The organism is Promicromonospora alba, assembly GCF_042654905.1.
GTDB lineage: Bacteria > Actinomycetota > Actinomycetes > Actinomycetales > Cellulomonadaceae > Promicromonospora > Promicromonospora alba.
The window spans coordinates 693,351-709,453 of record NZ_JBHSFI010000004.1 but is presented as its reverse complement, the minus strand read 5'-3'; the positions used below and the strand labels follow the sequence as shown (position 1 = coordinate 709,453).

The 16,103-nt window shown below is 72.0% G+C and carries 8 protein-coding genes; 6 read left to right on the top strand and 2 right to left on the bottom strand.

Annotated features, from left to right (window positions below; translation table 11 throughout):
- Nucleotides 1–55 precede the first annotated feature (55 nt).
- Nucleotides 56–2,683: an ATP-dependent chaperone ClpB gene (gene clpB, locus ACFO6V_RS14115; RefSeq protein WP_377136352.1), complete on the top strand. Its 2,628-nt coding sequence runs from the start codon at nucleotides 56–58 to the stop codon at nucleotides 2,681–2,683.
- Nucleotides 2,684–3,248: 565 nt separating this feature from the next.
- Nucleotides 3,249–4,103 (top strand): ArsR/SmtB family transcription factor, encoded by an 855-nt coding sequence (locus ACFO6V_RS14110; protein WP_377136350.1) that lies wholly within the window; start codon nucleotides 3,249–3,251, stop codon nucleotides 4,101–4,103.
- On the opposite strand, the gene ACFO6V_RS14105 is transcribed toward ACFO6V_RS14110, so the two are convergent.
- Both ACFO6V_RS14105 and ACFO6V_RS14100 read right to left on the bottom strand, forming a co-directional pair.
- On the bottom strand, nucleotides 4,081–6,207 hold the full coding sequence (locus ACFO6V_RS14105; protein ID WP_377136348.1) for a septum formation family protein: 2,127 nt from the start codon (nucleotides 6,205–6,207) through the stop codon (nucleotides 4,081–4,083). The two genes, ACFO6V_RS14110 and ACFO6V_RS14105, sit on opposite strands and share 23 nt — an antisense overlap.
- 145 nt (nucleotides 6,208–6,352) lie before the next feature.
- Nucleotides 6,353–7,177 (bottom strand): exodeoxyribonuclease III, encoded by an 825-nt coding sequence (locus ACFO6V_RS14100; protein WP_377136346.1) that lies wholly within the window; start codon nucleotides 7,175–7,177, stop codon nucleotides 6,353–6,355.
- 36 nt (nucleotides 7,178–7,213) lie between these two features.
- On the opposite strand from ACFO6V_RS14100, the gene ACFO6V_RS14095 reads away from it, so the two are divergent.
- From ACFO6V_RS14095 to ACFO6V_RS14080, 4 genes are all read left to right on the top strand, one after another.
- Nucleotides 7,214–8,731 carry an ABC transporter substrate-binding protein gene (locus ACFO6V_RS14095; protein WP_377136344.1) on the top strand — a complete coding sequence of 506 codons (1,518 nt, stop codon included), beginning with the start codon at nucleotides 7,214–7,216 and terminating at the stop codon, nucleotides 8,729–8,731.
- A 26-nt stretch (nucleotides 8,732–8,757) separates the two neighbouring features.
- Nucleotides 8,758–9,705, top strand: coding sequence for an ABC transporter permease (locus ACFO6V_RS14090; RefSeq protein WP_377136342.1), 948 nt, complete (start codon nucleotides 8,758–8,760; stop codon nucleotides 9,703–9,705).
- Nucleotides 9,702–12,350, top strand: coding sequence for a dipeptide ABC transporter ATP-binding protein (locus ACFO6V_RS14085; RefSeq protein ID WP_377136340.1), 2,649 nt, complete (start codon nucleotides 9,702–9,704; stop codon nucleotides 12,348–12,350). The genes ACFO6V_RS14090 and ACFO6V_RS14085 overlap by 4 nt, the downstream gene beginning before the upstream one ends.
- 171 nt (nucleotides 12,351–12,521) lie before the next feature.
- Nucleotides 12,522–15,953, top strand: coding sequence for a S8 family serine peptidase (locus tag ACFO6V_RS14080; RefSeq protein WP_377136339.1), 3,432 nt, complete (start codon nucleotides 12,522–12,524; stop codon nucleotides 15,951–15,953).
- Nucleotides 15,954–16,103: the final 150 nt, after the last annotated feature.

Here is a 16,103-nt window from a genome sequence, read left to right as displayed (position 1 = left end):
TCAACTTTGAACGCGGTCTTGCCGCGCAGACTTCAGCACCATCCTGGGAGGCCTCATGGACACCAAGTTCACGACCATGTCGCAGCAGGCGATCGGCGACGCGATCCAGTCGGCGTCGGCTGCCGGCAACCCGCAGCTCGAGCCGGTCCACCTGCTGGCGTCGCTGCTCCAGCAGGAGCGGGGTGTCGCCGTCGGCCTGCTCGACGCGGTCGGGGCCAGTGCGCAGGCCATCGGCCAGCGAGTGCGCGCGGCTCTGGTCGCGCTGCCCCAGGCCAGCGGCGCGAGCACCGCTCAGCCGAGCGCGAGCCGGGCCATGGCCACGGTCCTCGACCTGGCGTCCAAGGAAGCGCAGGGGCTCGGCGACGAGTACGTCTCCACCGAGCACCTGCTCATCGCCGTCGCGGCCGGGCAGTCGCCCGCGGCCCAGATCCTGTCCGACGCCGGAGCCACTGCCGACGCCCTGCGCGCCGCGCTGCCCGCCGTCCGTGGGGCCGGCCGGGTCACGAGCCCCAACCCGGAGGGCACGTACAAGGCGCTCGAGCAGTACGGCACCGACCTGACGCAGCGCGCCCGTGACGGCAAGCTCGACCCGGTGATCGGCCGTGACTCGGAGATCCGTCGTGTGATCCAGGTACTGAGCCGGCGCACCAAGAACAACCCGGTGCTCATCGGAGAGCCGGGCGTCGGCAAGACCGCGGTCGTCGAAGGGCTCGCTCAGCGGGTCGTGGCGGGCGACGTGCCCGAGTCCCTCAAGGGCAAGCGCCTCGTGGCGCTCGACCTGGCCTCGATGGTGGCCGGGGCGAAGTACCGCGGTGAGTTCGAGGAGCGCCTCAAGGCGGTCCTGGAGGAGATCACGGCGTCGGACGGCGAGGTGGTCACCTTCATCGACGAGCTGCACACGGTGGTCGGCGCGGGTGCCGGCGGCGAGGGCGCCATGGACGCCGGCAACATGCTCAAGCCCATGCTCGCGCGCGGCGAGCTGCGCATGGTGGGCGCCACCACGCTCGACGAGTACCGCGAGCACATCGAGAAGGACCCGGCCCTGGAGCGGCGGTTCCAGCAGGTTTTCGTGGGCGAGCCCTCCGTGGAGGACACCGTGGCGATCCTGCGCGGGCTCAAGGAGCGCTACGAGGCGCACCACAAGGTGACGATCGCGGACTCCGCTCTCGTGGCCGCCGCCTCGCTCTCCGACCGCTACATCTCCGGGCGGCAGCTCCCCGACAAGGCGATCGACCTGGTCGACGAGGCCGCGTCCCGCCTGCGCATGGAGCTCGACTCCTCCCCGGTGGAGATCGACGAGCTGCAGCGCGCTGTCACGCGCCTCGAGATGGAAGAGGTGGTGCTGTCCGAGTCGGAGGACGCCGGCTCCAAGGAGCGCCTGCAGCGGCTGCGGGCCGATCTCGCCGACCGCCGGGAGGCGCTGGCCGCGCTGACCGCGCGCTGGGAGTCCGAGAAGGCCGGCCACAACCGCGTCGGTGACCTGCGCGCTCGCCTCGACGAGCTGCGGACCGACGCCGAGCGCAAGCTGCGCGAGGGCGACCTGGAGGGCGCCGCGCGTATCCGATACGGCGAGATCCCGGTGGTCGAGAAGGAGCTGGCTGCGGCGGAAGAGGCGGAGGCGACGAGCCAGGTCTCGAACGCCGACCCGTCGCTGGCTCCTGTCGAAGCCCCGATGATCGCCGACAAGGTGGGCGCCGACGAGATCGCCGAGGTGGTCGCGGCGTGGACCGGCATCCCCGCCGGGCGGCTGCTGCAGGGCGAGTCCGAGAAGCTCCTGCACATGGAGGATGTCCTCGGGCAGCGCCTCATCGGCCAGAAGGCTGCTGTGGCCGCGGTGTCCGACGCGGTGCGACGGACCAGGGCGGGTGTCTCCGACCCCGACCGGCCCACCGGTTCCTTCCTGTTCCTCGGCCCCACGGGTGTCGGCAAGACCGAGCTCGCCAAGGCGTTGGCCGACTTCCTGTTCGACGACGAGCGCGCGATGGTGCGTATCGACATGTCCGAGTACGGCGAGAAGCACTCCGTGGCCCGGCTCGTCGGCGCGCCTCCGGGATACATCGGGTACGAGGAGGGCGGTCAGCTCACCGAGGCCGTCCGGCGACGGCCCTACTCCGTGGTGCTGCTGGACGAGGTAGAAAAGGCCCACCCCGAAGTCTTCGACGTCCTGCTCCAGGTGCTCGACGACGGCCGGCTCACCGACGGCCAGGGACGTACCGTCGACTTCCGCAACACGATCCTGGTGCTGACCTCGAACCTCGGCTCGCAGTTCCTCGTGGAACCGATGCTGTCGGACGACGAACGGCGCGAGTCCGTGATGACTGCCGTGCGGGCCGCGTTCAAGCCGGAGTTCCTCAACCGCCTGGACGACGTGGTGGTCTTCGACGCGCTGACGCTGGCCGAGCTCGGCAGCATCGTGGAGCTGCAGGTAGGGGCCTTCGCGAAGCGGCTGGAGGACCGCCGGATCACGCTCGACGTGACGGAGGCGGCGCGCGAGTGGCTCGCGCTGGAGGGGTTCGACCCGGCCTACGGCGCCCGGCCGTTGCGTCGCCTCGTGCAGCGTGAGATCGGCGACCGCCTGGCACGGCTGCTGCTCGCGGGCGAGGTGTCCGACGGCGACACGGTGGTCGTGGACCGCGCGGACGGCGAGGGCCTGGCTCTCGACCGCAGGGTGCTGACCACCTGACGAAGGGGCTGACCGCCTGACGCAAGACTGACCGGCTGACGAGGGTGCTGACCGCCTGACGAGGACCAAGGGACCCCGTGTACGTCGATCTGCGTACATCGGACTACGACTATTTATCGATGTGCGGGCGGGGCCCGCCTGCCATCCTGGTGCCAGGGGGAATGGCCGCGCGATCTGCAGGGCGGGCGGTGATCGATGTCTGAGCAGCACCGTGTGTGTTGGTGTTGTGAAGGTGAGCGCCCGCTCGCCCAGAACTTGAATGCTCGGCCGTCCCTCTCTGCGCGGGGGTGAAAGCTGTGTGCGGAATGCCGTGTACGGTCCCGCACGGTCAGGGCGCGCGGGGGCGAGCCGGCGGGGGCCACGGGAGAGGGCAGACGGTCAGGGAGGCCTGGTGCTGCGGTTCCACTTCACTTCGGATGATCTTGCCCGGGTTCGGATCGCTCCGGGCCCGGACCCTATGTGGGAGGTGCTGCTCAGCGCACATGTGATGAACCAGCCTTCGGGCAGTGTGCTGTTCGGGCGCTGGCGGCAGCGGGCGCTGTCCGGATTGCCCCCGGCAGCTCGCATGCTGTTACGGCTGGCACCGCCGCGGGGCTACTCGCCGGACTTCCTCACGCCGGTCACCGGCTCGGACAGCTTCGAGGCCGGGCTGGACGCGATGCTGTCCACCCCCAGGGCCCTGCTCCGCAGGGACATCGAGGTACTGGTGGGCGAGCAGAGGCCGCACCTCTGGATGCGTGATCTCGCCGCAGGTTCCGCACCTGCCGTGCGCGGGCTCGGCGTCGCGGTGCGGTCCTACTACGAGCATGCGGTGGGGCCGTACTGGAGCGGGATCCGGGCCGCCGTGGACGTCGACCGTGCGGCGCGCACCCGCGCCTGGGTGGAGGGCGGGACGGAGAACGCCCTGCGGACGCTGCACCCGTCGGTGCGTTGGGAGCATCCGGTCCTGTCCGTCTCGACAGCCGCCGAGCGGGACATCCACCTGGCCGGTCGTGGCCTGTTGATCATCCCGTCGTACTTCTGCGTCCGGGCCCCGATCACGTTCGCGGACGCCGACCTGCCGCCGGTGCTGCTCTACCCGATCGTGCACGAGCCTGCCGGGCTGGACCGCAGCTTCGAGGTCCGGTCCGACGGCGGACGGCAGCTCACCGCACTCCTCGGCCGGACCCGGGCGGCGGTGCTGCGAGTGCTCGGCACCGGGGCGACGACCAGCGAGATCGCGAATCGTCTGGCGATCTCCCCGGCGTCGGCGTCGGAGCATGCGACGGTGCTGCGCAACGCCGGCCTGATCGCCAGCGGGCGCGACCGCAACACCGTGATCCACGCGCTGACCCCGCTGGGCCAGACCCTGCTCGACGGCTGCGCCGGGCAGGGTCAGGCCGCGACACAGCCTGCTGTTACTGCAGGAGATCCTGTGTGATCGGCTCGTCGGTGGTGGCGAGGCACAGGCCGACCCGGTCGCCATCGCTCCACGACTCCTCGCTGGGGCCCCAGACCACGTAGCTCACGGAGTTCACGATCTGGCTGGTGCGGGCGATCGGACCGAGCTGCTTGGTGCCGCACACGAGGGCCACGCGCTTGTCCACCTCGTCACGGCCTGGCCAGACGGCGGCGTCGGCGAAGTCGGTGCGGCCCACGACCTGCGCGGTGTGCGAGGCGTCGCAGGGAACGGCGAGCACCTCGGAGACCTCGCCGTCCTCGGGGACGGTCTCCACGCACGAACCGAGCACCAGCTGCAGTGGATGCACCTCGCGCGGCTCCGCGATCATCGCTTCGATCGGTTCCCACTGCTGCTTGCTGACCATGTTCACGACGAGGACGATCACCGTCACCAGGGCGACGACTGCGACGGCGGCCCCACCGATCATCGCGAACCGGCGTCGCTTGGCGGCGTCGTCAGCCGCGGTCGGCGGGCGCCAGCCGGCATAGGAGGCCTCCGGCGCATAGCCGTGCACGGCGGGGAACGGGTGCGCGGAACCGCCGCGCGGGGAGGGGAACGGCGACGGCGGCTGCTGGCCGGCGCCCTCGTCCTGGCGCGGGGCGCCTGGCTGATGCTGCGGCGGGGCCGCAGGCGTCGGGAACGGGCTCGGCGGCGTGACGGCCGGTGGGATTCGCGTAGCGGGCGGCGCGAAGAGCTCCTCGGTGGGGGCGTCGTCCGGTGCGGCGGGCCGCACCTCGGCGGGCGCCTCCGTCTCGCGGGCAACCGCTTCGGGGCCCGCGGCCTTCTGCTTCTCGGACGCCCCGGTCTCCCCGGTCTCCCCGGCGACGGTCCGCGGCCCGAGCTCCTTCTTGTGTGCTGCGGCGATCGCGGCGAAGGAGAGCGCCTTGAAGTCGAAGGTCTCGTCGACGGCCGGCGCAGCCGCACTGTCGGACGGCGTCCGGGGCTCGGCCTCGTCCGTACGCGGGGCCTTGGAGGTAGCGGGCTTGCTGTCGGTCGCGGCAGGCAAGCCGGTCGCGGCAGGCAAGCCGGTCGCGGCAGGCGAGTCGGTCGCGGCGGGCGAGTCGGGAGCGCTCGTCGAGACGGGCGCATCCGGTGCATCGGCTGCGTCGTCCGAGGCGGCGTCCTCGCCAGACACGCTGGTGTCGACGCCCGCGTCGGTGTCGGTGTCGGTGTCAGCAGCGATGCTTGTGCCGATGGTGCTGTCGGTCTCGGCCGGCTCCTCCGCCGGCGCTGTGGTCGCAGGGTCCACGTCCTTGGTGGGCGACGGCGTCGGCTCGGCCGGGGGAGCCGACGGCGGCACCCGCTTCGGCAGTGCGGCGGCGGGCACGACGCTGATCTCCTCGGTGCGTGCTGTCCGCTTCGAACCGGTACCCGCCGCAGGCTTGGCGTCCGCGACGGGCTCTTCCGGTGCGGCAGGCTCCGCGTCAGCAGCGTCTCCGGCGGGTTCGGCACTCCCGGTGGGCTCAGCGTCTGCAGCGGGCTCACGATCCGCGGCTTTCGCCACGGGCCCGGGGTCCGCGACGGGTGCGACGTCCGCTGCGGGCTCGGCGTTCGCTGCAGGCTCGGAATCCGCAACGGGCTCGACGTCCACCGCAGGCTCCGCCTCCGCGACAGGATCGGCCTTCGCGGCCGGCTCGACGTCGCTCGGTGCGCTCTCCGCACCAGCCGACGACCCCGCGTCCGGCGCGGCAACTGCCGTCGGTCCAGCGGTGGACTCCTCTGCGACCTCGGGCTCCACCGAGCCGGTCTTCGCCGAGCCGACCTCCGCCGAGCCGACCTCCGCCGAGCCGGCCACCGCGCTCTCAGCCCCGGACAAGGCATCCCCGGACTCGGCCCCGGCTACCCCGCCCTGGGCGCCGTCGCCCTCGGGCTCGCCGTTCGTGGCCGACGCACCAGCGGTGTCGGACCCGTCGTCGTCGGCCTGCTCGGGCGCCGCGTCGTCCCCGGAACGGCTGTCGACGACCGTGCCGTTGCCCGCGGGATCCCGCTCCGCCTCGTCCGCAGACGCCGTCTCGACAGGATCCGTAGCAGGCACCCTGGCGACTTCGGTGGCGGCCGGGAGGTGGTCGGGCGTCGACGTCATGCAGGTTAACTTACCGACATTCGACGACGACCTTGTCACCAGGACGACGCACGCCTGGAGTGCACCCTCTTTGTGGACAGTTTCACCCGCTGATTTCCCCATCGCCGGTGGAACCTCGGCGCCTCCTGCGCCGTGGGAGGGAGTCTCAGTCGGCCAGGTCGACGATCACCGGGACGTGGTCGGAGGCGCCCTTGCCCTTGCGCTCGTCCCGGTCGATGACGGCACCCGATGCGCGGCCGGCGAGGGCGGGCGACGCCCAACAGAAGTCGATCCGCAGCCCCTTGTTCCGCGGGAAGGCGAGCTGCTGGTAGTCCCAGTAGGTGTACGCGTGCTCCTCGGGGATGAACTGCCGCGTCAGCTCCGTGTACCCGGCCTTGCCGAAGGCCTCGAACGCCGCCCGCTCGGGCGGGGACACGTGGGTCTTTCCGGCGAAGTCCGCGGCGTTGTACACGTCCGTGTCGAGCGGGATGACGTTCCAGTCGCCCATGAGCGCCACGGCGTCGCCGGCGTCGGCCCAGGTCTGCGCGGAGGTGCGCAGGGCCTCCAGCCAGGCCAGCTTGTAGGTGTAGTGCGGGTCGCCGAGCGCGCGGCCGTGTGGCACGTACAGGCTCCACACGCGGACGCCGCCGCAGGTCGCCCCGATCGCCCGCGCCTCGAGCGGCGGGACGACGTCGAGCAGCGGGTCCGGGCCGTCCTCGATGATCGCCTTGGCGAAGCCCGGCTGCTCCGGGAACTGGGTGGCGACGTCGGTCAGGCCGACCCGCGACACGATCGCCACACCGTTCCACTGCGACAGCCCGAAGTGCGCGACCTCGTACCCGGCGGCCTCGAACGCCGCGGTCGGGAACTGGTCGTCCCGGCACTTCGTCTCCTGGATGGCCAGGACGTCGGCCTGGGACCGGTCGAGGAAGGCGAGCACGCGGTCGACGCGCGTGCGGATGGAGTTGACGTTCCAGGTGACGAGGCGCACGGTCCCACCCTATGTTCACCCGACTACGCTGGTGACGTGCAGATCCTCACCAGGCGCCGCGCCGTCGGCGTCGTCGTCGCCCTGACCACCGCGGCCCTGGTCGCGGCCTGCTCGGCAGGCTCCGGCGAGAGCCCCGGAGGAGAGCGCACGGACGTCGTCGTCGGCCTGACGGGGGAGCCCACCAACCTCGATTTCACGACGACGTCGGGCTCAGCCATCCCGCAGCTGCTGATGAACAACGTGTACGAGGGCCTGGTGACCATCGACCAGGAGGGCGAGGTACAGCCGCAGCTCGCCGAGTCCTGGGAGGTCAACGGGGACCGCACCGTCTACACGTTCACGCTGCACGAGGGCGTGCAGTTCTCCGACGGCTCGCCGTTCACCGCGGACGACGTCGTCTCGTCGATCGAGCGGGTCCAGGACGACTGGACGCTGAGCCTCAGGTCCAAGATGGACGTCGTACGGAAGGTGAGGGCGACGAGCGACACCGAGGTCGCCGTCACCCTGAAGCACCCGAGCAACTCCTGGCTGTTCGACATGGGCACGTCGGTGGGCGCCATGTTCCCCGACGACCTGTCCGCCGACCTGGCGACGGAGACGGTCGGCACCGGCCCCTACACGGTCGAGGAGGTCGCCCCCGGCGACCACATCACACTCGCTGCCCGCGACGACTACTGGGGCGAGGCGCCGGCGATCCAGGACGTCACCGTCCGCTACTTCGCCGACGCGAACGCCCAGGCCAACGCCGTCCGCGCCGGTGACATCGACATGGCGTACAACCTGCAGGCGCCCGACCTGCTGGACGGTCTCGCTCGCGACGAGAACCTGCAGGTCGTCGACGGCACCTCGACGGGCGAGGTCCTGCTCGCGCTGAACAACGCCGCGCCGCCCTTCGACGACCTCCGGGTGCGTCAGGCGGTCATGTACGCGATCGACCGCAAGGCGGTCCTCGACACGGCGTGGGCCGGGCACGGCGAGCTCATCGGCTCGATGGTGCCGCCCACCGACCCGTACTACCAGGACCTGACCGACGCCTACCCGCACGACCCGGACCGGGCCCGGGAGCTGCTGGCCGAGGCCGGCGTCGAGGACCTGAGCATCGCGTTCGACGTCCCGACCCGCCCCTACGCCGAGGCCGTCGCCCAGGTCGTGGTGTCACAGCTCAAGGACGTCGGCATCGACGCGAAGATCGTTCCGGCGGAGTTCCCCGCCGTCTGGCTGGACAAGGTGTTCACCGAGCACGACTACCAGATGTCCGTGATCCTCCACACCGAGGCGCGGGACATGCTGACGATCTTCGGCGACCCCGACTACTACATCGGCTACGACAACCCGGAGATCGCCACGGTCGCCGACGAGGCCGACCGGGGCAGCCCCGACGAGTACGTGGCGGGCATGCAGGAGGTCGCTCGGATGATCGTCGACGACGCAGCGAGCGATCCCCTGTTCCTCTTCCCCAACACCGTCGTCGCCGACGTCCGCCTCGGTGGCATCGCCGCGAACGCCACCACGGAATCGATGGACCTGACCGGCCTGACCTGGCCCCTCGACTGACCCGGCACGACGCCGGACAACCACCCGTGGCCAGACACCTCGCCTCGCACCTCGCCCAGCTCGTCGCCACCCTCCTCGTGGCGACGGCGGCCATCTTCGTGCTGCTGCGGGTGCTGCCCGGTGACCCCGCCGCCGTCGCGCTCGGGATCGAGGCGTCCCCCGAGGCGCTTGCGGCCTGGCGGGCTGAGCACGGCACGGACGGGCCGCTCGTGTCCCAGTACCTCGAGTGGATGGGCGGCCTGCTCACGGGGAACCTCGGCACGAGCTACGTGACGTCGCAGGACCTCACGCCCCTGGTCGCGGACCGGGTGCAGGTGACGGGCATCCTCGTGCTGCTCGGCATGCTGATCGCCCTGGTGGTGGCGGTGCCCGTGGGCACGCTGGCCGCCGTCTGGCACCGGAACGCGGGCGGCGTGACGCTGTCCGCGGTGAGCCAGGTGGGCGTGGCGGTGCCGAACTTCCTGGTGGGCGTGCTGCTCGTGGCGCTGTTCGCCGTGCGGCTCGGCTGGCTGCCGTCGGGCGGGTGGACGGCGCCCGTGGACGGGTTCGGGGAGTTCTGGCGGCACGTGCTGCTGCCCGCCGTCGCGCTGGGCTCCGTGCAGGCCGCGATCATCACGCGGTACGTCCGCAGCGCCGTGCTGGAGATCATGCGCGAGGACTTCCTGCGGACCGCCCGCGCCAAGGGGCTCACGTTCACCGGCGCGCTGGTGCGGCACGGGCTGCGGAACGCCGGCGTGCCGATCGTGACAGTGGTGGGCGTGCAGATCGCGTCGATGCTGATCGGCGCGGTGGTCATCGAGCGGGTGTTCGCCGTGCCCGGCCTCGGCAGCCTGCTGCTCGACTCCGTGGGCAACCGCGACCTGCTCGCCGTGCAGTCGATAGTCGCGGTGCTCGTCGTGCTCGTGGTGCTGCTGAACTTCCTGGTCGACCTCGCCTACACGCTGCTGGACCCCCGGCTCAGGAGGGCGTCATGACCGGCCAACAACCGCTGGTCGCCCTTCGACAGGCTCAGGAGCCACGAGTCGAGACCCGCCGCCGTCGGCCTGGGACGCACCCCCAGCTCGTGATCGGCGCGCTGCTGGTCGGGCTGGTCGTCGTCACGGCCCTCGTCTCGCTCGTCTGGACGCCGTACGACCCCGAGCACGCGGGCGCCGAACGCCTCCTCCCGCCAGGGACGGAGCACTGGCTCGGTACCGACCGGTTCGGCCGCGACGTGCTCTCGCAGGTCATGGCGGGTGCCCAGATCACCCTGCTGGTCGGCCTGGTGGCGGTGGGCATCGCGGCAGTGGTCGGCGTACCGCTCGGCGTGCTCGCGGGGATGCGCGGCGGGCGGCTCGGCGCCCTCCTGATGCGGGGCAGCGACATCCTCCTCGCCTTCCCCGGTCTGCTGCTCGCGATCGTTCTCGGCGCCGTCTACGGCGCGGGCACCGTGACGGCGATGGTCGCGCTCGGCATCGGCTCGATCCCCGCCTTCGCCCGTGTCGCACGCGGCGGGACGCTGCAGGTCGTGCGGTCCGACTACGTGCTGGCCGCCCGGGCCGCGAACCGCGGCGAGCTCGCGATCGCCGCCCGGCACGTGCTGCCCAACATCGGCGGCATGGTGATGGTGCAGTGCTCCGTGAACTTCGCGATCGCCGTGCTCGCCGAGGCCGGGCTGTCGTTCCTCGGCCTGGGCACACCCCCGCCGACGCCGTCGTGGGGCCGCATGCTGCAGGAGTCCCAGCAGTTCCTCGGCGTCGCCGACCACCTCGCGATAGTGCCCGGCGTCGCGATAGCGGTGGCCGTGCTCGGGTTCAACCTGCTGGGCGACGGCCTGCGCGACGTCTTCGACCCCCGCCTCTCCGCCGTCGAGCCCCGGACGGCGGGCGCCGAGCACGGAGCGTTGGTCGAGCCCAGCCGCTCGGTGGCCGAGCCCGGAGCGTTGGTCGAGCCTGTCGAGACCCAGCACCCTTCCGACGAGACCGAGCAACTTACCGCCCTCGACATCCGCGACCTCACGGTGCGCACCGGCAGCGGCCGCCCGCTCCTGTCCGACGTCTCCCTCCGGGTCGCCCCCGGCGAGCGCGTCGGCCTGATCGGCGAGTCCGGCTCGGGCAAGACGATGACGGCGCTCGCGGCGCTCGGCCTGCTGCCCGACGGCGTCGCGGCAACCGGCCAGGTGCGACTCGCCGACGTGCCCGGGAACCTCCTGGACCGGCGCGAGCAAGCCATGGCCCGGCTGCGCGGCGAGGCGATGTCGATGGTCTTCCAGGAACCGATGACAGCGCTGAACCCGCTGATGCGGGTGGGTCGCCAGGTCGCCGAGGCGATGACCCTGCACGGGACGACGGGCCGTACGGCGACCCGGCGCGCCGCCGAGCTCCTGGTCGAGGTGGGCCTGCCCGCCGGCGCCGCCCGGCGCTACCCGCACGAGTTGTCCGGCGGGCAACGCCAGCGGGTGGGGCTGGCGATGGCGCTGGCCAACCACCCGGCCGTGCTGGTGGCGGACGAGCCGACGACGGCCCTGGACGTCACAGTGCAGCGCCAGGTGCTGGACCTGATGGTGCGCCTCGTCGAGGACCGGGGTGCGGGGCTGCTGTTCATCACGCACGACCTGGCAGTGGTGTCCCAGGTCTGCGAGCGGGTGGTGGTGCTGCTCGAGGGCGTGGTGGTCGAGGAGGGCCCCGTCGCCGAGGTGTTCGCGCACCCGCGGCACGAGTACACGAAGCGGCTGCTGGCGGCGTCGGCCCTGGAGCCCCGCCTGCCCGCCGCACCGCGGGATGCCCGGGAACCGCTGATCCGCGTCGCGGACGTGACCCGCACCTATCCGAGCCGCGGCGACGTGGTGCACGCGCTGCGGGGGGTCTCGCTGGAGGTCCAGGAGGGGCAGCGGTTCGGGATAGTGGGCGAGTCCGGGTCGGGCAAGTCGACGCTGCTGCGGATCGTGGCGGGGCTGGACCGGCCGACGTCGGGGTACGCGACGAGCGCCGGGGTGCGGCTCGGCGCGGACGGTGTCTCGACGGGCCCGACCAGCGGTGCGGGTGACGGTGACTCGACGGGCCCGACCAGCCGTGCGGGCGCTCCCGGGCTGGGCGACCTGCGCGCGGCCCTGCAGGTCGTGTTCCAGGACCCGTACAGCTCGCTCGACCCCCGCATGACGGTGGGCGACATCGTGGCGGAGCCGCTCCTCAACCCCGCGAACGTCCGGGCCGGCGGCCCGCGGACGGCGTCGGCCCGCCGGGACACGGTGCGGGAGATGCTGGACGCCGTCGGCCTGCCGCTCGACGCGACCGAGCGGTACCCGCACCAGTTCTCGGGCGGGCAGCGCCAGCGCATCGCCATCGCGCGGGCTCTCGTGTGCAGGCCGCGCATCCTCGTGGCGGACGAGCCCGTCAGCGCGCTCGACGTCTCCGTCCGGCGGCAGGTGCTGGACCTGCTCGCGCGGCTCGCGGACGAGCAGGCTCTGACGCTGCTGCTCGTGTCGCACGACCTCGGTGTGGTGCGGCACGTCTGCGACCACGTGGCGGTGATGCGCGACGGCCTGATCGTGGAACAGGGCCCCACCGCCGACGTCTACGACACCCCACACCACGAGTACACGCGCGCGCTCCGCGACGCGACCCCGCTCCTCCTCCGCTGACCTGTCAGAAACCGCCGGACGTGTCAGACCCACAGGTCACCCGAGTGACCTGTGGGTCTGACACGTCCGCGGGTTTCTGACAGCTGGGCAGCCCCAACCGCCTGAGCTCTTCGTTCGTCTGCCCTCGTGCGGGCGGCACATGCCGCCCATTCCTCACGAAGGAGACAGCAGATGCGCGTCAGAGCAGGTGCAGCAGCGATGCTCGCCGCGGTCCTGGTGGGCGGGGGAACGGTGGCCTCGGCCGCTGGACCCGGCGACCCGCCCGCCGCCACGACGTCCGCCACGACGTCCGGCACGGCGTTCGGCACGGCCGCCACCCCGTCCGGCACACCAGGAACCCCGATCTCGACCGTCACGCTGATCACTGGCGACCGGGTCACGCTCACGCAGTCGGGCGGCCGAGCCCAGGTGATCGGGACCGAACCCGGAGAGGGTCGTGAAGGGGTCGGCTTCCTCCACCAGATGGAGAACGGCCGCCTGTACGTCATCCCCACGGACGTCGCCGGCCTGGTCCCTGACCGCCTCGACCCCGCTCTGTTCGACGTCGCGGGCCTCGCCGACTCCGGCTACGACAAGTCCCACCCGGGCACCGTCCCCGTCATCGTGCAGGCCACCGCGACGGGTGGGGCGGCGGCGAAGGGCACTCGGCGCGCCGCTTCGGCCGCGCCCGACTGGGCAGACCTGGGCATCGAGCCCGAGCGGAGGCTGGAGTCCGTCGACGCAGTCGCTGCGGACCTCGACCGCGCTGCGGCGTCCGACCTGCTGGCTGCCCTCAAGGAGCCGGCGGCGAGAGCCCGGACGGCAGCCGCGGCGCCGTCCGACCTCAAGGTCTGGCTCGATGCCCCGGTGGAGGCGCTCGATGTCGACTCCGCGCCGCAGATCGGCGCGCCCGCAGCCTGGGAGGCGGGATACACGGGTGAAGGCGTCACCATCGCGGTCCTCGACGGCGGCGTGGACACCACCCACCCCGACCTGGACGACGTGCTGGTCGGGTCGCGGGACTTCACCGGTATGGGTAGCACTGCCGACCACCACGGGCACGGCACGCACGTCGCCTCCATCGCGCTTGGCTCGGGCGACGCGTCCGACGGCGTGAACCGCGGCGTCGCCCCCGGCGCGGACCTGCTGGTCGGCAAGGTCCTGGGTGAGGACGGCGGCGCGATCTCCTGGGTGATCGACGGGATGGAGTGGGCGGCGTCGGAGGGCGCCGACATCGTGAACATGAGCCTCGGCGAGCGCGGCAACTACAGCGACGGCACGGACCCCGGATCCCTGGCCGTGAATGCGCTGAGCGCGCAGTACGGCACCCTGTTCGTCATCTCGGCGGGCAACTCCGGGGAGGACGGCAACGGGACGGTATCCGCTCCCGGGGCAGCCGACGCCGCGCTGACCGTTGGCGCGGTGAACGACGCCGACGAGGTCACCTGGTTCTCCAGCCGTGGCCCGCGCGGCGGGGACAACGCCCTCAAGCCCGACGTGACCGCCCCGGGCGAGGAGATCGTCGCGGCCCGCGGGGCCGGGACGGCGATGGGCACTGTCGTGGACGACCAGCACGTCGCCGCCTCCGGCACCTCGATGGCTGCCCCGCACGTCGCGGGCGCTGCTGCGGTGCTCAAGCAGGCCCGGCCGGAGCTCACCGGCCAGGAGCTCAAGGCGGTCCTCATGGGCTCCGCCCAGCACACCTCCGGGACGGTGTGGGACGAGGGCGCCGGGCGCATCTACCTGCCGGCCGCTCTGGACCAGCAGGTCATGGCCTCGCCGTCGTCGCTCTCCCTCGGCACCTTCCTGTTCCCGCAGACGGGCGCGGAGACGCGAACACTCACCTACGAGAACCCGACGGACGCGGAGGTCACGCTCGACCTCGCGATCGACGTGACCGGCCCGGACAGCGAACCGTTGCCGGCCGGTGCGGCCGCGCTCTCCGCGGCATCGGTGACCGTGCCCGCCCAGGGCACCACCACCGTTGACGTCACCGTGGACCGCACCACCGGTGACTTCGGGCGCTTCTCCGGTGCGGTGGTCGCCACCGCTCCCGGCGGCAGCGAGACCCGCACGGCCCTCGGCTGGGTCAAGGAGTCCGAGCACTACGAGCTGACCGTCGAAGGCATCGGGCGGGACGGCGAGCGGCATGACAGCGGATCCCTCGTGCACGTGACGAACGTCGACGACGGCACCCGGTACAGCGAGTTCGTCGAGCTCGAGGACGGCACGTGGACCGGACGCGTCCCGGTCGGCACGTACTCGGTGAACGGCAAGCTGTGGGACGAGGACGCCGAGGGATCGGTCACCGAGCTCACGGACGTCCTGGAGCCGCAGATCGAGGTCACGGGCCAGACGACGGTGGTCCTCGACGCGACCGTCGGCGAGCCGGTCACGGTGACGACCGAGCGGCCGGCGGTCCGGGAACGGGTCTTCCTCGACGTCCACCGGGTGGACGAGCCCCAAGAGTGGTTCAGCGGGTTCGGCGCTACCGTCCCCGGCAGCGCCGGCGTGTACGCGACGCGGACCGAGCCGGTCACCGAGGGCGGTTTCGGGCTCACCGCGGCGTTCAACCTGGCGGCGCCCACCAGCACCGCCGACGAGGCGCCCGAGTACACGTACGACCTCGCGTACGACCAGGACGAGGTGGTGGAGACGCTCGCGTTCGCTGCGACGCCCGAGAACACGACGGCGGTAGCCGTGGGCTACGCCGACCTCGGTCCCGGCGTCGACGTTTCGAGCTCGCGGTGGGGCCTGCCGGTCGGCAAGGAGTGGGTCCACCTGCGTGGATACTCCCGCCCGGTCGCTCCGGGCACCAGCCGCACCGAATATGTCACCGCGAACGAGGTGACCTGGAGGAACACTGCAGTGCTCAGTCCGCGCGACGGCTCGGACGAGGTGTACATCAACGGTGTCGACCACGTCTATCCCCCGGGCGAAGCGGTAAATGCGCTGGGCGGGGCGGTGATGAGCGCCAAGTTCTCGGAGCACAACCGCATCGGTACCTGGGGCGACCTGCTCCGCCTGGGCCTCGATGCGTTCGTCGACTCGGACGGGCAGCACATCAACTCGCTCGACAAGCCGGGAAAGGTCCGGGTGTGGCAGGACGGCACCGAGATCGTGGACGAGGACGAGATCTTCTTCGGCCTCCCCATCCCCGTCGAGGGCGCCGACTACCGCGTCGTCCTCGACGCCGAACGGGCCGCCCCCTGGTGGAACCGGTCCACGAGAGAGAGCACGGAGTGGACCTTCCACGCCGAGCCCGGAGAGCCCGACCCGGATGGCGAGCCTCCGTTCGTCAGGCTGCCCGTGCTCGACGTCGCCTACGACGTCGCAGGCATGGACCTGGCCAACAACGCGCCGCGGCGGACCACCGCCACGGTGACCGTCGGCCACCAGGCCGGCAGCACGGGCGGCACCGTCACCGGCGCCCGCCTCTCGTGGTCGCCCGACGACGGCGCCACCTGGCGCAAGGCCACGCTGCGCCGGACCGGTGCCGGCGTCTACACCGCTGACCTTCGGGTCCCGAAGGGCACGGAGCACGTCTCGCTCCGCGTCGAGGCGAAGGACAAGGCGGGCACCACCATCAAGCAGACGGTGATCCGGGCCTACGGGGTCCGCTGACACCAGACCCCGCAGCGGGCGTGCCGCACGGCCTCGGCGTCGTGCGGCGCGCCTGCGAGGTGACACCCCCCCTTGGCGCGCTGAGCAGGCACAACGCCGAATCTTTCGCCCAACCATCTGCGGTCCTCGCGCGTTATCCCCCGTGAGGTG

Excerpts from the sequence above, each read along its gene's own strand:
- clpB (WP_377136352.1), top strand. The coding sequence starts at position 56 with ATGGACACCAAGTTCACGACCATGTCGCAGCAGGCGATCGGCGACGCG.
- ACFO6V_RS14110 (WP_377136350.1), top strand. The coding sequence starts at position 3,249 with ATGCTGTTACGGCTGGCACCGCCGCGGGGCTACTCGCCGGACTTCCTC.
- ACFO6V_RS14105 (WP_377136348.1), bottom strand. The coding sequence starts at position 6,207 with ATGACGTCGACGCCCGACCACCTCCCGGCCGCCACCGAAGTCGCCAGG.
- ACFO6V_RS14085 (WP_377136340.1), top strand. The coding sequence starts at position 9,702 with ATGACCGGCCAACAACCGCTGGTCGCCCTTCGACAGGCTCAGGAGCCA.
- ACFO6V_RS14080 (WP_377136339.1), top strand. The coding sequence starts at position 12,522 with ATGCGCGTCAGAGCAGGTGCAGCAGCGATGCTCGCCGCGGTCCTGGTG.